The organism is Ruegeria atlantica (assembly GCF_013032505.1).
In the GTDB taxonomy this organism is placed as follows: Bacteria; Pseudomonadota; Alphaproteobacteria; order Rhodobacterales; family Rhodobacteraceae; genus Ruegeria; species Ruegeria atlantica_F.
In genome coordinates this window covers 160,423-181,298 of sequence record NZ_WQCG01000002.1, presented here as the reverse complement: position 1 = coordinate 181,298, position 20,876 = coordinate 160,423, and the positions used below count along the sequence as shown (strand labels likewise).

The 20,876-nt window shown below is 53.2% G+C and carries 7 protein-coding genes; 3 read left to right on the top strand and 4 right to left on the bottom strand.

Features of this window, described 5'->3' with window-relative positions; translation table 11 throughout:
• Nucleotides 1–14 precede the first annotated feature (14 nt).
• The 3 genes from GOW92_RS08020 to GOW92_RS08010 are packed head-to-tail and all read right to left on the bottom strand — an operon-like array spanning nt 15 to nt 4,627.
• The gene (locus tag GOW92_RS08020) at nt 15–1,112 is read right to left on the bottom strand and encodes a glycosyltransferase (RefSeq protein ID WP_170559648.1); all 1,098 of its coding nucleotides are present in this window, start codon (nt 1,110–1,112) and stop codon (nt 15–17) included.
• Between the two features lie 27 nt (nt 1,113–1,139).
• Nucleotides 1,140–3,359, bottom strand: coding sequence for a GumC family protein (locus GOW92_RS08015; RefSeq protein WP_170559647.1), 2,220 nt, complete (start codon nt 3,357–3,359; stop codon nt 1,140–1,142).
• Nucleotides 3,356–4,627 (bottom strand): polysaccharide biosynthesis/export family protein, encoded by a 1,272-nt coding sequence (locus tag GOW92_RS08010; RefSeq protein WP_170559646.1) that lies wholly within the window; start codon nt 4,625–4,627, stop codon nt 3,356–3,358. The genes GOW92_RS08015 and GOW92_RS08010 overlap by 4 nt, the downstream gene beginning before the upstream one ends.
• A 296-nt stretch (nt 4,628–4,923) precedes the next feature.
• On the opposite strand from GOW92_RS08010, the gene GOW92_RS08005 reads away from it, so the two are divergent.
• The 3 genes from GOW92_RS08005 to GOW92_RS07995 are packed head-to-tail and all read left to right on the top strand — an operon-like array spanning nt 4,924 to nt 10,593.
• Complete coding sequence (locus GOW92_RS08005; RefSeq protein WP_170559645.1) at nt 4,924–7,419, top strand: condensation domain-containing protein; 2,496 nt, start codon at nt 4,924–4,926, stop codon at nt 7,417–7,419.
• A complete protein-coding gene (locus GOW92_RS08000; protein ID WP_170559644.1) occupies nt 7,409–8,950 on the top strand; it encodes a glucosamine inositolphosphorylceramide transferase family protein in 1,542 nt (513 codons plus the stop codon). The genes GOW92_RS08005 and GOW92_RS08000 overlap by 11 nt, the downstream gene beginning before the upstream one ends.
• Nucleotides 8,947–10,593 carry a hypothetical protein gene (locus GOW92_RS07995; RefSeq protein WP_170559643.1) on the top strand — a complete coding sequence of 549 codons (1,647 nt, stop codon included), beginning with the start codon at nt 8,947–8,949 and terminating at the stop codon, nt 10,591–10,593. Before GOW92_RS08000 ends, GOW92_RS07995 begins: the two co-directional genes overlap by 4 nt.
• Here the strand turns inward: GOW92_RS07995 and GOW92_RS07990 are convergent.
• Nucleotides 10,588–20,430, bottom strand: coding sequence for a non-ribosomal peptide synthetase/type I polyketide synthase (locus tag GOW92_RS07990; RefSeq protein ID WP_170559642.1), 9,843 nt, complete (start codon nt 20,428–20,430; stop codon nt 10,588–10,590). The two genes, GOW92_RS07995 and GOW92_RS07990, sit on opposite strands and share 6 nt — an antisense overlap.
• Nucleotides 20,431–20,876: the final 446 nt, after the last annotated feature.

Here is a 20,876-nt window from a genome sequence, read left to right as displayed (position 1 = left end):
AAACAGCGAAGCGCCTAGACGGCCCAATCACTAAGGACAGCGTCAACGACGTTGGAGAATTCGCGCCGAAACCGTTCTGCACCGAACCCGCTTGCGTGTTCGCTAATGTCTCTGGAATTAAATTGCGCGCGTTCAAACCGATGAATAGTTTCCACAATCGAACTGCTTGATTGATCGTCGAAGAACAGGCCTGTACGGCCCTCAACAACACTGTCGCGCACACCGCCTTGGCCGTAGGCCAACACAGGTGTCCCGCAGGCCATGGCTTCGACAGGGACAATACCAAAGTCTTCTTCGGCCGGGAATATCAACGCTTTCGCAGTCTGATACAGACCCGGCAAGTCTGCACTGGGGACACGACCCAGCAACCGAACATTTGGAGGAAGGTTCTGCTCTAACTCGGACCGCTGGCTACCATCACCTACGACAACCAGTTGCCGGTCGAGATCACGAAAGGCCTCGATGACCAAGTCCGCCTTTTTGTAGGGAACCAGTTCAGAGACAAACAAGTAGTGGCTGCGTTTATTGGTCTCGTCAGGTAGGTGGTAGGCATCAAGATCGACCGGCGGATGCACAACTTGTGCGTCACGATGATAGTAACGCCGTATTCTCTGTGCCACAAAATTGGAATTGGCCACAAACTTGTCGACGCGGGCCGCAGTGCTGACATCCCAAATTCTAAGCCTGTGCGCGAGATGCGAAAAATACATCTTTTCGATCCGTGACAACCGCTTGCTATAGGCACCGTACTGATCCCAGATGTATCGCATCGGCGAATGTGTATAGCAAATATGAGGCGTGCCCGGTGGTGAGATGATACCTTTGGCCGGCCCACTTTCGGATGAAATGATCAGATCATAGCCCGACAGATCCAGTTCTTCGAGCGCCCGAGGCATAAAAGCCAGGTACTTTTGATAGTGGCGTCGCGCGCCCGGAAGCCTGGCAATGAATGTTTCATGGATGGGACGGCTTTTGAGCCCAGGTGACAGTTTGTCTGGATCGGCAACATGCGTGAATAGGTCAGCTTGAGGAAATAGGTTGACCAATTGTTCCAACACGTGCTCGCCACCGCGCATACCAGTCAACCAATAGTGAACAAGGGCAACTTTCATAACATCACTGTCTTACAAACACTCAAATCAATAGTTGTATTTGTACGAATAGCTCCCAAGATCACGCGCTGCTACATCCTGGCGACGTACCATTGTCATCACCGTTCCAAACACCTGCTGCCCATTCTCCTCCAACCTCGCAATCGAGCCAAGCACCACTTTGGCCGGTGTCTTTCCACTACGCACGGCGACCAGGGTTGTGTCGGCATGTTTGGTCAGCAGAATTGCATCTGACAAATACAGCACAGGCGGCGCGTTTACGATGATGACGTCGTAGCGAGCACTTACTCGGCTAAGCAATCCGGAAAACAAATTAGACGACAGCAAATCCGCAGCGCTCGCGCTTTCAGACGATGGTGAAATGACATCAACGCCAGCCAGATCGGATCGGATGGGTAAGTCCTTAATCTTTGCATTTCCATTAAGGTATTCTACCAAACACGGCCCGTCGGACGGTAGGTCCAATGCTTTTCGTACATCCGGATGCCGAAGGTCAGCATCCAACAACAAGACGGACGTTTTTGAAGTACTGATTGCCCGCGCCAAAGCACAACATAGCGACGATTTTCCTTCTGCCGGAACAGAAGACGTAATCATTATTACTTTGGGCTGACGGGATTTCCCCAGCCCGAACAGGCTCGTGCGAATGGTGCGCACGTTCTCCATGAACTGTGATTTTTCCACGCCCGACAGTTCTTGTCGCAGCCATCTGTACCTGCTCCCAAAATGCCGGACGTATGGGAGCAAAGCCAGATTGCGGCGCTGTGTCAGCGCTTCCAATTCATCCGCGGTGTTCACCGGCGACCGCGCCAGATTTCGCAAGAACACGAAAGCAGTAGCTGCAGAAAGGCCGAAAACAAAGGCCGCGATCATGTGCAGGGTCTTGCGCGGACCAGAGGGCACAGACGGAACCTCGGCCTGACCAATAATACGCGCTTCTGGAAGCTGGAAATCCGCCTGTGCGCTGGTTTCCTTGAAGCGCGAAAGAAAGTTTTCGTAGACTAGGCGGTTGGCATTAGCCGCCCGTTCCAGTTGCCCTAAACGTACCGAGGCCTTGGCCAGTGAATCCGCCCTCTCAGATACAACGGCGATCTGGCTCCTCAAAGCGTTCTCTCGATTGGTGGTCACGATAACGTCACCCCGCATTTCTTCGATCCTACGCCGCAATTCGGTATCAATCGATCGGTCAATATTCGCGATTTGCGCGTTAATTCGAACCATATCCGGATGCCGACGCCCGAGGGTGCTGGCCAATTGAGCCTCATTTGTCGTCAATTCCGCTCTTTGCTGGGTCAATGTTTCCAAAAGCGGTGAGGTCACAACATCTGATACTGCACGTAAACCGCCAAGACTTTGTAGCGCCTCAACTTGAGAGAGGCGCACTTCAGCATCCGCGCGCTCGGTTGAGCTGCCGACCAATTTAGTATTTAGTTCGGCCAATAGCTGGCTGATGCTTTCTTCATTGCCATCCGCGATTTCGATCATCTCGGCCTTGAAATCAACCACCGCTGCGTCTGCAGCTTCAAGTTGAACGCTCAATTCGGCCAACCTGTCAGATAGCCAAGAATTGGCACGCAATGTGGCATCCATTTTCGAGTCAAGTTGACTGTTAATGTACTGGTTTGCGATGGCATTGGTTATGTCTGCAGCAAGTACCGGATCGGTGCTCTGAAAACTCACTCCAATCACATAGGACACTCCAATCTGCGTTACAGACAGATTGTCTCGCACCGCATTGATAAGCCATGAACGTAGCGTTTCTTCGGGCAATCGCGCAGCGACCACATGTGGCGGATCGTCTCCGCGCAATAGACGTTTGGCCCGGCCGAATAGGCTTTCGCTGCGCTGTTGGCGGGGGTCGTATCGGGGATGCTCCAACAAACCCAATTCGTCGACAACCTGGCCAATCAGCACGTTCGACCGCATCGTCACGACCTCACCGGCCAGGACCGAGCTGTTCAGATTAAGGTCAGAAACCACTTCCTCGACAGGCGATACACTTTCTTCGCGCGTGTCGAGAATGATCTGCGAATAAGCGGTGTAAGTCGGAGGAACAAAGAGTAGATAAATAAACATCGCTGCGGCGCACCCGATGGCGGCTGCGGAAATCAATCGTGCATTGACCCGTAAAATCGAGAACAGATACATCACGTCGATAGATTGGTAAGCTAGGAAACCGGCATTCGATTTGGCAGCGCGACCCACTTCGCGCGGGTTGGACGACTCCGGGTTTCTACGCACGTTCATTGTAGTTCACCCAACGTTTCGGGTGGCTTCACCACGATAACCAGTAAGTCGCCCGGCGAAAGCTCGTCCCCGGGTCGCAACAGTAGCTTGCGAACACCGTTGTCTTCGCGTCGGCGCACTTGGAATTCGAGCAGCATTTCGCTCTCTAAACCAGAGGCCGCATTCATCCACTGATCCAAAAGCCCCAATCTATCTTCGATAGAATTTCTATTTGAAATCAGCTTCTTGATCTCGTTCCATATCCGCTGGGATTCGTTGAGCCGCTTCTGCTCCAGATCCGAAGCGAATTGGGACAATCGTCCCTTGAGAGTTGCAAGTTGCACCAATGCCTCGGACTGTCGCTCGCGTTGGTCCAACAGGCTGCTTTCTGCCTGAGAAGTCTTAAGCTCAAAGTCTCGGACATCAAATTTTGGGATCAAACCTCGGGCCGCCAGATCAATCATTCTCTCCAGCTCGGTTTGAGAAACATCCACAATCCTTTGCTGCACGACTTCGCGCTGCCGCAGGATGGCGATCTGGCTTTCAGCTTCGGACACGGCCTGTGTCAGAAGCTCATGCTGGGTTACCGCATTCTGCGTCTCCAACGTGATAACCTGATCTTCACTTGCTTTATGTTCGTCAAACAACTCTCGGTTCACTCCCGGGCGCAGGTCTGGCGGCAGGTTAGACCAATTCAAACTGTCCTCACCTTTCAACAATGCCTGAGCCCGTGCATATTGGGCGGCCAACAATGCAAGATCGTATTCAAGGCTGTTCAAGGTGCCTTTCAGATTTCTACGCTCTAGAACACGGGCTTCTTCGTTGTTTGCAGAAATCGCTGGACCCCCAGCCAAACCGACGGCTTGTTCTGCAGTCATGAAAGGCTGGTAGTCGAAGTTTCCCGGATTCTTAACATCCCCCAAAACCGAAATCGGCCGGAAACTTGCAACCGAAAGCTCGATCAAGGGGTCCACAAAAATCTCATTTTTAACGTATGTGCGATGAATCAAATCCCTCGCATCGCCAACCGCAATGGAAGATACCTGTAGACCGCCGATGTAAGGTAACTGCACCTCACCATCGAGGCCTACAGTAAATCGCTGCGGTGGTTCATTATCATCGAGAATATCCAACTCGAGCTCGTCACCCACGTTTATCAGATATCCATCAGGGGTTGTGGCCCGGCCAATACCGCCGACCATCACTGCGCTTACAAAAACGGAAACAGCGCACAGGCTACGCACGAGATTTCGCGCCGAAGCTAAATCAGAACCCTTAAGCCAAATCATCGAATCGCTTACAACTAAATAACAACTGTCACATGATAGCGAATAATTGTGCCCTGTCAGGAGCGTTTAACCCCGTAAGTTGCGAAGTGCGGGCTTAAACTTATGTTCGTTGCACGGCACCTGCAGTATTTAGCGAGTTTTATTTGACTCGCGCGACTGCGGCAGAGAAACTTGGATTGTGTAATTAGTACCCGCATTTTGCCCTGTTCGCCGCATGCCGGGAGTTTTTTGGCTCGTAGTAGCTTGCGAAACGTTTTTCCGCGTCCAGGGTGATTGGGTTTAGCGGAGCGATTTTAATGAAGGCATTGAAGCAGCAGCAGATAGTCGGAACCTTTCCCACTTCTGTTACCCAAAAACGGTGCTGGTTTATGGAGCAGATTCACCCCGGTAATAAGGGACTGAATCTAGCCGTACGGTGGGAATTGCGAGGACCGGTAACCAGCGACATGGTTCAAACTGCGTTCCAGAAGATCATCGACCGGCATGAGATTTTTCGAACACGTTTCGTAGAACAAAACGGCGAGCCTGTGCAGGAAGTCTTCGCACATGTGGAATTCAAACTCGATCTCGTTGATATCCTAAATGTCCCCGAAGCCGATCGCGCAGAGCGGATTAACTCGATTGCCATTGCACATTCAGAACAGCCATTCGACCTATCTGAACCCTGTCTCTTTCGCGTTGCGATGGTTCCAATGGAAACGGAACGCGCAGCTCTGTTGATTTCGGTACATAACAGCGTGTTCGATGGATACTCAATCGGTGTTCTGGGTCATGAACTGGGCGTACACCTCGAAGCGCTGCAGACTGGTACTGATCCTGATCTGCCAGAATTAACACTGCAATACGGTGACTTTTCTATGTGGCTTTCTGATTACGAACAGAGCGGCGCCATGGATGAAGAGGAAGAGTACTGGAAGCAAACCCTCGGTGGCATGGAATATTTCGAACTGCCGCTTGATCGACCGCGTGCGGCCTCAGAGCCCCTGCCCAAGTCCTTTGCAAGGGAACTTCCGCAGGACTTCGAAACCAACCTTTCTGAAACCGCAAGAGAGCTGGATACCTCAGTCTTTGCCCTGGGCGTTTCCGCTTTCAGCACGGCGCTAGAACGGTTTTCTGGCCGCAATGATGTAAGCTTTGCCATCCAGGTCGCAGGCCGAACAGAAATAGATTTGGAACCACTGATCGGGATTTTCACTAACCCCATCGTCATGCGTCTCGACATTGACGCAAGCAGATCAGTAATCGATCAAGGTCGCGCTGCTCGTGAGGTCGTAAATGGCGCTTTGGCACACCAGACATTGCCTTTCGATAAGCTGGTTCAGGTACTAAACCCACCGCGTGACCCGTTACGTATCCCGTTGGTTTCGATCATGTTTAACCTTCAGCGCGTTTTCTTAAACGAAAGAAAATATGGCGATGTAGAACTGGTTTCGGTTCAATCACACTCACCTGGTACGCTCTACGATCTCAATGTGAACATAATAGGTCGAAATTCGGGATGGCGTCTGGCGATAGACTACAATGCCAACCTGTTTGACGAGTCCACTATTCAGGCGTTTTCTGACCTTTTGCTCGAGGTGTTCCAAGCCTTAATGCGACGCGACCCCGCTCCGACCTCAGCGATAGCAGCAAATCGACCCACTAAGGTAAAAAACCCTCCGCTAAATCTGAATGGGTTTACGTCACTTGCAAAGCCAACACCGTCCCCGAACAACGTCAAAGCTCGACTGGCCTCCTTGTGGTCCGACATTCTTGCGCTGCCTGTTGATCACGTCGACGGAGATTTCTTTGATCTAGGCGGCTATTCCGTACTGGCTTTGCAAATGTTGTCGCGCGTAGGAGAGACTTTCGAAACCAGACCAAGCCTGCACGCGTTTTTGAATGATCCGACTCTGGACGGGCTAGCCAATCTACTGGGACAGACCGAACCTGTTGTAACAAAGCATCCAGCGCCTCGAGACGAAACGACGCCCGATTCAATCTGGTCTCTGGCCGAACTCAAATCCGCACCTGAAACCGCGCCCATCTTGCTGACGGTTAATCAACCATTCCTGTACCAATCACTAGGCAAAGAGATCGGAGCAATTTGCGCTGTTGCCAATATCGGTATCGCTGATCGGGCGCAGCTCAATGCACTGTCTCAAGCCGGATTCGACCCGGCGATTGAAGAAGCGGCATCAATTGTTCAAGACCGATACTCAGGGCGGGACATACTTTTGTGCGGGCTTTGCGTCGATGGTCGTGTCGCGTTACGGCTAGCCGAACAACTAACTGCTTTAGGCGAGCGGGTGCGTTGTGTTGGTATGATTGACACTTGGGCCCCCGGCGCAATTGGCAAGTTTTCACGGTCTCAACGCATACGCGATAAATGGACCGTTAGAATGCGCAGGCTTCGGTACTACCTAAGTCTACGGTGGTCTGGAAAGATCAGTACAACAGATCTCCTCGGTCAAAACGATTTTGCACAGCGCTTTCTCCAAGCCACAGAGCTCGCACCGCCGGCGTCTCCAACCGAAACGCTAGTCGACGAAACCGTGGATGTTTTAGTAAGCCAAACGCGGGCCTACAGCTTTGAACCATATGACGGCGAAGTTGTTCTTTTTATCACAAGATCTCAGGCGATGGTTCCTGAAGATGGCGTATTGGGTTGGTCGGAGCTGCTTTCGGCGGACACAGCTGTCTATCCGGTGAATGGCTGGCATGGTGACTCCCTCATGCGATCGGGCTTTGGCCGGATATCCGAAGTCTTCGATGCGAAGGCACGCCGATTGGAGAGCAACAGTGCAATATGAAAAGCTTAAAGTTGCACTGGTAACACCCTCGGGACTGTTTGGCTTGCAGGATTGGCAAGCGATATTGATCGACCGATTGCGAAGTGATCCCCGGTTTGAAGTTACGGGTCAGATTGTTGGCGGAATTGATCGGCGGGACCGTTCAGGAACACTTTTGATGCGCTTGTTAATGCGGGCCGAACAGGTTTTGGCTGCGCGACGTATTCTGCCTTATGATACTCAGGCTGCCGCAGATTTCCTTAGCACTCTCCCGGTTACCCAAGATCAGGCTGACCTTGCGCTTGCGCTTGGTCCAGCTTCGTTGACAAAGTATCAGTTGGCCCAGCTCCGCTTCGGAGAATGGGCAATTGCATTTGGCGGTATGAGCGACCCATTCAAGGCTGGCATGACAACTGGAGCGCGCCGCGCCCCCCATGTCCAAGTCGAAATCCATTCGAAATCCTACGAAGACCCAACTCAACGTGTTTTTCGGCAAACCAGCTACAACCGCAAACCAGGTAGTGTTTTGACGGGAGCGTTTGTAGCTGAAAAGTCGATCCTCTTTCTGTTCCATGCAATGAATGAATTGGCAGAGCGTCGCAGTGTGCCTGAAGCCAGGCAGCTTCCCGAGGCTACCGAGGCAAAACCTGACTTTGAATCCTCTCTCGTCTATGCATTCAACCTTGTAAGTGACGTGTCAGAAAAACTGAAATCTGAACGCCTTGCACGAGCCGGACAAATCAGAGAGTCTTGGCAACTTGGTAGCTCATCCGGTCCGGTCTCGGGGTTTCATCCAGGAAAGGCAAAAGGCCTGCCGCGATCGTCTTGCATAATGGCCGATCCCTTCCTGTTCGAGCATCAAGGGCAACAGTGGGTTTTTTTCGAAGCCATGAATGCCGAAGATATCAATGGTCGCATAGAGGTGGCGCGTCTGGAAGGAGACTGTCTCACCGAACCCGTTACCGCGTTGAAGTGTACTTATCACCTTTCCTTTCCTTTCGTGTTTCGGGCGGGAGACTCTATCTTTATGATGCCCGAAACCCAGGCAGCTAAACGCCTTGAGATATGGCGTTGCACCAAATTTCCAGAAGAATGGGAATTGCATGCCACAGCATTCGAGGGTCAGTACTTAGCAGATTCCAGCATGTATCTTGGGGATGATGGGCGGTGGTGGCTGATTACCAACTTATCTGATCATTTTGCTTTTCAGGATCATTCCAGCGAACTGTATCTGTTTGAGGTCGATGGCCCGGATCTCAAAACGATCAAACCTCATCCAAAAAATCCTGTCGTGTTTGGGTCAGACTGCGCCAGAAATGCAGGGGCAATCATCCGGCAAGGGGATCGGCTATTTCGGCCGTCGCAAAACAACAGTCATGGCGTGTACGGTTTTGGCCTGAACCTCATGGAAATTATCAAGCTTGACGAAAAAGATTACGAGGAGCGGTTTATCCGGCAGTTCACGCCCAAGGATCGACCTGGTGTCAAAGGCATGCATCATCTGAGTGTTGCCGGCGGCAAGATCGTGATGGACTGGAGCAGCGCAGAATGAAGTGGAATCTTGCGATCTCAGTTGTGTTTCTGGCGGGTTCAGCCATCGCCGACGAAGATGAGTTCAATCTTGGCGTACAAACGCATCTGGAACAGGGATGGAGCAGAGCCGCCCTCGATCTGGCGCAAGATCTGGGTGCAAGGCACCTTCGTGATGAGATTGGGTGGGCCACGGCGGAACAACGGCCAGGCGTTTACAACTTTGCGGTCGCGGACAAGTACATGTTGCCCCTGATTGAAAAAGGTATGGTACCGCTTATCGTCATCACCGACAGGAATCCTTTGTACGACAACGGCGATACGCCGCACAGTAAGGAGGGTCGCGAAGGTTTCGCCGCCTGGGTAAGCGCCATTATCAGCCACTATGGAGTCGATAATCTAAAGATCGAAATCGGGAATGAATTCAACTCGAGCGATTTTATCAGAGGTCCATTTACCCAGAACCCACCGGCATATCTGGCTGCACTGGTTCGAACGGTACGCGCGCGCCTGAAGAAAGATCATCCCGAAGCCAAGATCATTTGCAGCGGCTTAAACACAATTGCGATCGGGTTCTATCGAGAGTTTTTTCGTCAGGGCGGCCTGCAAGCCTGCGATGCGATTTCTGTTCATCCTTATCGCGACAACCCCAATACCGTCCTGCCAGAACTGAACCGTCTGAAGGCTTTGATGCAGGAATACGGTGGAGAGCGCCCAATCTACGTAACCGAGTTCGGCAATTGGTTTGAAGATCAGAGTGATGCACCTGATTACATGGTCTTGATGGTGACACAAATGGCGGCATCCGGGATAAACGACGCGTATTGGTATGCGTTGCTGGATGAGCCTTGGTGGCCCAACATGGGATTGCGCACGCAAAACGCTGAAAAACGAAAACCCGCAGCTGACTCATTTGAGTTTCTACAGCGAGAGCTCCTGCCATTCGGCCGTCCTGTCGCACGCGAAACGATTGAACCAGCGCGGATCTACGAATTTGGAAAGAACGGTGAAGCATTCGTCGCGTGGGGCAGCGGCGTGCTCGAAGTGAAAGGAGTGGCTGAGTTTTTTGACGCTCGCGGCCGCCCCATTGATCCTGTGAACACTCTGACAGATTCGCCAATTCTGATCATTGGACAGAATCTGAAAGTCGAGTTGTCAGTACAAACAGTACACGCGGACACGCGATACCAGTTCAATCAGGCACCATGGAGCTACTTTGCCAGACGCCCCAGCATCGGTCTGGTTCCGTTGGAAATCATCGATTGGTATTGGCCGAGCTACCGCGGCGCACCTGATCTTTCGCCTCTTCGCATCACTGACGACGGCGTGACGACCGCGCGGTTCAATGGCAATCCTTATACCGCCATAGAACGATTTACGGCACAAATGGATGGTCAATTTATAGTGAATGGGCAGTGGAAAGCCTCCTCAGAGACCGAACCATCGCGCCTGTCTGTCTTGCACAACGGAACACCTGTTCACGAGGCCGAGGTCACAAACGATGGCTATACTTTGCCCGAGATTGGATTGGAATTGCAATCTGGTGACACGGTGGATTTCGAAATCGCACCGACAGGCCCAAATGGCGATGGATCCGTAAAACGCCGGATCAAGATATCAGGGCCACCCGTTTCGCATCCGGGTGGCTCCGAAAATCGCTTATAGCCCCCGTCGGGCACCGCGACGATAGGATTTCAGCGAAGGTTTGCGCGGTGCGCTGTCCTCCTCTACCCGATTGTCAGCAAATGCGGCAAGGCGCGCAATTGAGGGGTATTCCAATAGGTGCCTCGCCTCAACGTTCAAATCAGCATCGATCATGCGCGCGGCAATACGGAATACTGTTAAGGAATCTGCGCCCAACGCAAAAAGGGTTTGCGACGTTGAAATTTGATCGATACCCAGAGCGTCTTCCCAGATTTTTGCCATTTTCTTTTCCGTCGGCGTACTGGGCTCAGTGTACAATGCGGTGACTGTAGCAACGACATCCGGATCAGGCAGAGCTTTGCGATCCAATTTTTCGTTGCCGGTTTTGGGCAGATTACTGAGGAATACCCAAGCAGTCGGCACCATGTAGTGCGGCAGCCGGTCGGCCAAAGCCGTAGTCAGGCTTTCCGGTTTGGGGTCATGTCCTGGCTCGGCAACGACATATCCGACCAGCTGCTTGTCTCCACGCGGCGAAGGACGCAAAGTCGCGGCGGCCGCCTGAACGCCGCGCACCGCGCGCATTGCCGTTTCAATCTCTCCAAGCTCGATGCGGAAACCGCGCAATTTGATCTGCCCATCATTGCGACCCAACACTTGGATTGTGCCGTCGACCAAACGACGGGCAACATCGCCGGTCTTATACAAAAGACGTGGGTGCCCGTTCAGGGACACTTCACGAAATGCTGCTTGTGTTAGATCGTCGCGTCGGAAGTACCCCTTGGCCAACCCTGTACCACCTATGTTCAGTTCGCCCTCAGCCCCGATTGGCAACGGCTGGTCGTCAGGACCAAGCACATGCAATTCAGTATTGGCTATGGGATGACCAATCGTAATCAGTTCGCCCGAATGAACCTTGGAAACAGCAGACCAGATCGTGGTCTCGGTCGGGCCATACATGTTCCAGAGATCGGCGCCGCTTTCCATCAACCTCTCTGCGAGATCGGCTGGCAAGGGTTCACCGCCCGCCAACATGGTCAAACCTTTGTCAGGCCGTAACCCAGCTTCAAGAAGCATGCCCCACAGCGTAGGCGTGGCCTGAATATGCGTGACATCGCCACGCTTCAAACGTTCGACCAATCGGAACCCGTCCAGAACGTCTTCTTGTGCCGCGATAACCACTCGACCACCCTGCAGCAACGGCAGGAACAGTTCCAGAACCGAGATATCAAACATCGTTGTAGTCACTGACAACATTACCGATTGCGGGTCGAAACCGGGTTCGTCCGCCATAGACGTCAGGAAGTTGATCACCGAGCGATGGCCGATCTCAACCCCTTTTGGCGTACCGGTAGAACCCGAGGTGAACATCACATACGCCGTTGGATCAACTCTATCTGCGATGATCGAAGGAATGCCACCCGCTCTTACTTGACTCATCTGAAGCTCAGGCAGATCAAGACCTTCAGCGCATTCGGGTAGATTGGCCTGATCGTGCAGGACAGCAGAAACATCTGCCGTCTCAAGTATCATGCGCAGCCGCGAAGCGGGTTGAGCGGGATCAATCGGCACGTAAGCGTTGCCGCTTTTCAGAACGCCGAGCAAAGCTGCCAGGCATTGTGATGACCGAGACATGGCCACGGCAATCCGGCCGCCGGAACCCCGAACAAGGGCCTGGATGTCAGCGGCGACCGCATCACTTAGCCGGTCAAGTTCCGTATAGCTGAGCTGTCCCAGATTATCCTCAACTGCGATCGCGTTTGGATAAGTTTTGGCAGTTTCCGAAATTAGCCTGTCGAGCGTTGTCGCCTGTGGCAATGCCTCGCTCGTTCGATTCACAGTCTCCAGCATCCACTCGAGCTCGTCGGCGGGCTGAACGTTAACCTTAGCTAGAGGGCGCGCGGAATCCTCTGCCAGTTCGGAAAGAACTGTCTCAAAGTACTTCATCCAACGCATCACCGTGTCTTCGTTATAAACGTCAGTGTTGTAATCGACATCCACTCGCAGACCGTCGCGACGTTCGATCACGTTAAAGAACAGGTCGAAATTCACAGCTGTTTTAGGGTTGGGTGCCGACGTCATGCTAAGCGGGCCCATATCTACGACCTCGCCCAGTCGTTCCAGATTGAACTGCACTTCTGTGAGCGGCAACCGGTTCAACGTGCGCTCGATATTCAGATCGCGAACAAGTGTTCCGTAGGTATAATCCTGATGGTCAAATGCATTCATTACCTGATCACGTACCTGCGTCAGAAAGTCAGCAACCGAAGCATTCGGGTCTTGAACGGCGCGGATCGGCAGGAAATTGACGCAGTGACCAACCATTTCGTTGTTGTCCAGCAAGGCCTGCCCGCCGGTTGGCACACCTATGACCAGATCATGAGACCCGGTCAGCCGTCCTAATACGATCTGCAACGCGGCAAACAGCGTTGCAAACAGCGTACAACCTTGCGCGGCACCGGCCTTACGTGCCGCTGACGCGACATCTCCCGATATGCGCGCCGTGCAAGTCGCACCGGAGAATGTTTTGATTGCAGGTCTAGAATGATCGGTTGGTATATCCGGCAATTCAGTAGGTTCTGAATATTGTTCTTCCCAATAGGCGCGCGTCGCCGGTCGCACATTTTTACCGGACTGAGTGGCGGCATAGGCGGCGAAAGACGGTGCCGGTGGAAGGTTCGCCGGCGTACTCGAAACCTCTTCTTTGTAAAATGCCACCAGGTCCGAAGCCAGTACGTTGTATGACCAGCCGTCGCATACGATATGGTGTGCATTGATGATCAGAACATGTTCTTCCGCCGACATCCGTGCAACGAAAGACCGTATGGGAGGCCCCGAAATCAAGTCGATTTCAATCGAAGAGTCTTCGTGCACAATGCCGGCCAACGCAGCCTCTGGGTCTTCTTTGTCACTCAGATCATGAAGCGTAAGCTGCAGTTCGAATGGATCGACAATGTTGAACGTCTCACCGTTTTTGGCAAAGACCTGACGCAACCCATCATGCCGTTCAATTACACGGTTAAGCGCCCGTTGTAAGGCGTCTTGGTTCAATGAACCCGTTAGACGGAACGAGGCGCTTTCATTGAAACTGCACGACGCTTTCTCTCCTAGTTGACTGGTCATCCAAACTTCGCGCTGTGCTTCGGTCAGGGGGATACCTTCGGTTGGCGGTTTGGCTACCGGCGTTGTAGCGACGGGTTTGGCTTTTCCGTCGCCGACAAGGATACCAACGCTTCTGAGCGCATCGACGGATTGTTCAAACGCGTTCACAACCGCATCGAAGTCCTGTTCAGTATGGGCAGTCGTAAAGAAGCAGGCATACCCGACCTGAACATGGATACCGGCCATCTTCATGAGCGGATAAAACAGGGCGGCATTGGGATCGAAGTCCATTAGTTTTGGAACAAACCAGCTTGAATAGCTTTCGACCAATTGCGGTAACCCGCGCGCTACAAGAATGGCATTCATCCTGCCGACTGCATCAGCTGTCCGGGCGGCCGTGCGCTGCCAAAGATCGGACCCATTGGTGCCCATATGTTCTAGCGTTGCGTCCACCGCGGCAACAATCAACGGATGACGAACGAACGTTCCTGCAAAGAAGGTTGGAGAAACTTCCGGGACCGAGTCATCACCGAACTGCCACATGCCGCCGTCGAGTGCATCCATAAACCGGGCTGAACCTGCAAGCATGCCAATTGGCATACCGCCTCCGATTACCTTGCCGTAGGTTGCCATGTCGGCCTGGATATCCCACTCGCCCTGCATTCCCCGGGCACCAACCCGGAATCCGGTCACAATTTCATCCATGACCAAGGCCGCACCGCTTTCGCTTGTGATATGGCGTAGTTCACGCACAAATTCCTTAGGGCGCAGGTTTGGATTTCGGCTCTGTACTGGTTCGACAACAACAGCAGCGACTGAGCCAATATTTTCGCGAATCCAATCGATGCTTTCTGGCGCGCCATACGGCAACACAACCATGTTGGACAGGCTCGAGCGCGGAATTCCCGGTGCAATCGGCAGAGCCGCAGGGTCGCCACCACGTGACTTGCCTTTAACCAATACTTCGTCGAACTGGCCATGGTAGTCACTGCCAAAAACTACGATCTGGTCGCGACCTGTTACCGTTCGTGCAATGCGCATTGCTGCCATCACAGCCTCAGACCCGGTGTTACAGAAGGTAGCACGCTCATGACCTACGAATTTAGCAAAACGTTCCAGAACTGGGCCGGCGAGGTCACATTGCGGTCCAATTGCAAAGCCACGTTCCATCTGACGTGATACAGCATCAATTACAAAGTCCGGCGAATGGCCAAAAGCTATTGGCCCGAAGCCACTGACCAGATCTATGAATTCATTACCATCAATATCCCACAGGCGCGCACCTTTGGAACGATCGGATACGATCGGGAACACCAACTCCTTCCATTCAGCGCGAAACCCAGCTGCCGTGCGTGGGTCGGCCATCACAGACCGGTAGGTCTGTACATACTCTTTGGATTTGGCGTGCCGCTGGCTGTAACTGGTTGCCAAGTCTCGCGCAAAGGCCAGTTGCTCGGACGTAAGGTCGCCGCCGCCTGCATTGGTTGCACGTCCAATCGAAAAGGTGCCTTTGCTTGCCGCATTTTTGGGCAGCGCAGGAATTGCAGGTTTAGTCTCTGTCTCGACTTTTTGTGTACTGGCCACGGCAGTAGGTGCCGCCGTCTGAGCTCCAGACAAAGCCTGAAGCTGTTGTGCAAAAAGTGACTGCATAGCAGCCACCTGCGCCTGCATGACAGCAGCGACTGACCCATCGCCAATCGGCGCGGAGGGCACAACTGATGGTGTCAATACCGCAGGAGCCGCTGGTTGCGTAGCGCTTTGCGTGACCTTTTGTGTGGCCTCCGGTTCAACCGAGGGAACAGCCGTTTCGGGGGGTAGGCTTTCATCCAGGTAATCAACGAGCGCCTCGGCGGACGGATAGTCGGACATTAGTTGCCGGAATGTCAGATCGATCCCATAATCAGCATTCAATTTTTGGGTGACCTGTCCGAGGAACAAGGAGTCAAACCCAAGTTCCAAAAATGTTGCCGGTGCATCTTCTGGCCCCAGATCTTCACCAGAAACTTCGCTCAAAATGGCTAGAATCTCACTGATCAGGCGCGGCTTGCGCTCAATCTGTTCTTGTGAATTGGATGTCGGCATAGAAGAGAACTCACTTACACTTGAAACAGGATTTACGATTGCCGTGGTCGGTGCGGGTGACGAGGAAGTTGCTGCTCCGATGGAAGGCGCTGGCGCATCGACCCAATGCAGTTTGCGTTGGAATGGATAAGTTGGCAGAGGTACGCGCCGGTTTCCGCGCGGACCCAGCTTGTTCCAGTCTACATCGACGCCACATCCCCACAGGCAGCCCATTGCAGCGGCCATCGCGACTTCATCCGTTTCTGGACGGGTGTGATCCGGCAAAGACTGTATCACCGCAATCGAGGCATCCCGCGGCAATGTTTGGGTGCTGAACGCAGATAACGTGTTCCCAGCGCCAACCTCGAGCAACGCGGCTGGATCTTCGGTCACGAGTGTCGAAACCGCGTCCGCAAAATTCACCGCTGCTCGCGCCTGGGTCGCCCAATATGACGGGTCTGTGCATTCATTCTCGGAAATCCAATCGCCCGTTACACAGCTGACATATGGAATTTTCGTTGGTTGTAGCGTTTTTTGAGTGACCGCTTCCAACAGGCCTTCACACACCGGGTCCATCATGCGTGAATGAAACGCATGAGAAGTGTGAAGACGTGTACACGGAATACCGGCCTCTTTCAGTCGATCGTCAATCGACGCAATTGCATCAAAGTCTCCGGCCAATACATTTAAACGAGGCGCATTGCGCGCGGCGACATCGACGGTATCATCCAGATAATCATCCAGAGCCTCAATCGGTGCTCTAACGGACAACATCGCACCGCCTGGCTGATCCTGCATCAGTTGGCCTCGTTTCGCGATGATCGACAACCCGGTTTCAAAATCCATGACGCCACCCAACGTGGCGGCGGTGAACTCGCCAACCGAATGGCCAATCATTGACGCTGGGCTTATGCCACGAGCCATCCACAGCTTTGCACAGGCGTATTGGGTCAAGAACAACGCTGGCTGAGTCAGGCGGGTTTCGCGCAACGCACGCGCGAGGTCCTGGTCACTGGCGTCTGCGAAACACAGCATTGTCTTTACGTCTAAGCCAAGAACCGGGCGTAATATTTCCGCACCTTTATCAATCCACTGCGCAAATTCAGGTTCGGTTTGGTACAGACCGCTGCCCATGCCCGGGTACTGAGATCCCTGACCAGGGAACATGAATGTTACAGTTGGTTTGCCCCGCATCGCAGGCTTACGGATAGCGGGTGCAGCGCGTAAGGTTTTGGCGACCTCTTCAGGATTCGAGCCCGCGACAGCCTGACGGTACTCAAAAACGGCTCGTCCCTCTTGCAAGGTATAGGCCGCATCCGCCAGTCTCGGCGCGTTGGGGTTCTCCAAGGCGTCCGCTAAGTCACCCTTCATCTCGGCCAAGGCTTCCGGCGTCTTCGCCGAAATGACAACCGTTTGAAGGGAAGCAGTCTCAGCGTCCTGCACTATTTGCGGCGCCTCCTCCAGCACCAAGTGGACATTGGTCCCCCCCACTCCGAAAGAACTGACACCGGCGCGCAATGGTCCATCCGACACCCAATCCGAGAGGGAACTCGGAACCCGGAACGGAGTACCTTCCAGTTCTATTCTAGGGTTCAGACTGGAGAAGTTTGCCACAGGAGGAATCTTGCGATGTTTCAGCATCAGCACTGTTTTGATTACGCTGGTTACGCCGGCAGCCGCATCCAGATGACCGATATTGCCTTTGACAGACCCGAGTGCACAGCCCCCTTCGACAGCTGCTTCGCCGAACGCCTGACGCAGCCCACTAATTTCAATAGGGTCCCCGAGAGGTGTCGCGGTTCCGTGGCATTCGACGTAAGTCACACTTTTAGGTTCGATTGCAGCATCTTTGTGCGCTCGGCGAATTGCATCCGCCTGACCGCGTACCGTTGGTGCCGTGTAAGATATTTTGTCGGCACCATCGTTATTGATACCGGAGCCCAGAATAACCGCATGGATGTGATCACCGTCTGCTACGGCATCTTTAAGTCTGCGCAATACAACAACGCCGGCACCGTGCCCGAAAACCGTTCCGCTGGCTTCAGCGTCAAACGGTCGGCACGTGCCGTCATCTGACGACAACCCACCTTCTTGCGCGATATACCCGCGCTTTTGGGGAAAGGTGATCGAAACGCCTCCCGCCAAAGCCATGTCGCATTGGCCCGCGCGCAATGCCAACAATGCCTGCGAAATCGCGGTCAGCGACGTCGAACACGCCGTCTGTACTGTCATCGCAGGACCGTGCAGGTCCAGCTTGTAAGACACCCGAGTTGCCAGGCAATCGCCAATATTGCCGGTAAGTTCAGAAATCTTACCGGTCTGATAATTCGACATATACGCCTCGGCTGCTTGACGGTCGGACAATATGTTTTGAATCAGATATGTGGTCGACGACGACCCCGCGTATACGCCCACCGGCATGCGTGTCCGCCATGGATCGTGCCCGCTGTTTTCCAAGGCATGATAGCAAATCTCAAGGAACACACGGGCTTGCGGGTCCATAGTTGCCGCCTCACGGGCGTGCATTGAAAAAAACTTGGCATCGAACATCCCTGCATCCGAAAGGATCGGGCGGGCCGCTACAAAACTGTCCGATGCACGTTGTTCCGGCGTGAAGCTATCTTCTAGTTCGCCCGATGAAAATGGCTTGATCATATTGTCGCCGTTCTGAATGTGCTCCCAGAACTCATCAAGAGACTGTGACCCGGGCAGTTTGGCTGCCATGCCCACAATTGCGATTGCATTCTCAGGTAAGTTCAGGTCAGCCCGTTCTTGAGCTCCTTGTTCTGGCTCCTGAGATGACAGCGACTCGTTTCCACTCATTTCGATCGCGGCGATTGCCTCGGACAAAGGGCCCAGACGCGGGACTTCGAACATGAGTGTGATGTCGAACCGTACGTTTAAACGTTTCATCACTTCCGCATGAACGCCAATCAGTTGCAGAGATGTTCCCCCTGCTTCGAAGAATGTTGCGTCTGAAGCCAACTCTCCGCAACCCAATGTCTCATCATAAATCTTCGCAAGAGTTCGTGCGATCTCGGCAGCGTCTAGCGGTTTACGGGTCGATTGGAATATTGGAGTTCGGGTTGATTGGAAAATTGGCCCAGTGTTGCCGTTGCTTTCCAAGTCCTTCGATTCGACGCTGTCGACCAACGCTTTTCGGTCGATCTTGTTGCTTGGGGTTAATGGAAAGTCTGCCACAACCCGGTTCGTCCGAGGCAGGGCGCCCTCCGGCAAGGCTCTCCCGAGTTCGGCCATAACCTCGCGGACGAAGGCGCGTTTATCAGCAGGCATATCGCCTGACGGTTTCAAAAAGGCTGTTATGCGTTTTTCACCAGTATCTGCCTTGGTCAAAGTAACCGCAGCATCCAAAATCATCGGCAATTCACGTAGGTGATGTTCAATTCCGTCCAGTTCAATGCGACGACCACCAATTTTTACCTGTCGATCGACACGCCCTAGAAATTCATAGACACCATCGTCGCGCCGCCGGACCAGATCTCCTGACAAGTACACTTGTCCGGTGTGAGTCGGGCGCGGATCTGAAATAAAGGACTCGGCCGTCCGTTCGGGTTTGTTGAGATAGCCAAGTGCCACACTCGGTCCCGCGGCAACTAGCTGCCCGACCTCTCCGGCCCCCAGTTCGTTATGGTTTTCGTTCACGACGAAACAGTCGCAGTGACCAGTCGGCACGCCTATCGGAATTGTACCACCAACAAGGTCCGCTTCGGTAACGACGTGCATCGTGGTTAGGGCGGAGTTTTCTGTGGGTCCGTAACCGTTTATGACTTCGATTCCGGGATGCGCATCTTTCAGACTACGAACATGTGAAGGGGACAGCACATCACCCGCCGCACCAAAACGGCGCAAACTGCTTAGCGCATCAAGGTGATGTTCGATCAGCAGATGTGACATTCCGGTGTAAAAGAAGGCGACACTTACACCATGACGGGAAATAGTTGCGGCAAGCTTGTCCAATGCCGGCTTGGGCTCGGCCACAACTGCGACCGACCCTCCGTTCAAAAGCGCGGGCCATGTTTCCCAAGTGAAACCGTCACACGCAATGGTCGAACTCGCCAACGTTATGTCGTTGGGAAGAACTTGTCCGATTGGTTGGTCAAATCCGAGCCGAACGATGGACCGATGAGGTAACACAACACCTTTTGGCTGTCCGGTCGATCCAGACGTATACATTATGTAACACGCATCCAGACCAGTTCTGTTCGGAAAGTCACGCTTCTCATCGGGATCAGAATTCAATAGGTCGAGCGCATTCAGACTGGCAACCTGGTTCGAATTCAGTTCATCGGCAATGGGCTTGTAGTGCTCCTCCCACAGGATAGCGGATGGTTTGGAATCCGCTATAACGTACCCTGCTTGCTTTATGTCATAGGCTGGGTCCAATGGCACAAAGGTCCCGCCCGCACGCATGATACCGCACATGGTTAGGATTGCTTCGGGCGTGCGATCCATGATCATCGCCACGTTGTCGCCCGGCAAAACACTCTTTGACATCAAATGCAGGGCAATTCGATCAGCGGCATCTGCAATTTCCGCGTACGTGTACTCCCGCTCGTCACCGATCAGCGCGACCTTGTCTGGTACGATAGCGCACACGCGAAGCATGCTTTGATAGAGGTCCAGCGCAGGATCAAACCTCAAAGAGCGCAAAGACCTGACGGCAGAACCATTTAACATATCAACCCCTTAAACCGACCAAAGGGGGTTATCGTAGCAAACAGCGCAAAATAGGTTGCGTCTTTGACAATTGCCCTACGAAATTTGCGCTACGACCCCTCAGGTCAAATACATCGGCAAAACAAACGAATTCGATGTAGACAAGCGTATTGTATGCTTTTCTGGCTGTCGACTGCAGGCTGCCCATGGCAGCATCAAAGAGTCTCTTTTGGTCGAATGAACTGGCATTCTGATCTGCATGGCATTGAAAACTTGGTAAAAATTTGCAGGAGGATGCAACAAGGTTCGTTTGAGCACGTCTTTGGACGACTCGCGTTTAAGTTCCAAAAGCCCGCCAATCCTTTTGCCATCGGACTATTTATTCCCATCCAGACACAATCAGGCCAGTCTGAGCCTTCAAAGCGGGAATTCGCGCTTTTTGCCCAAAGTCGATTCTGAGCCGTGAA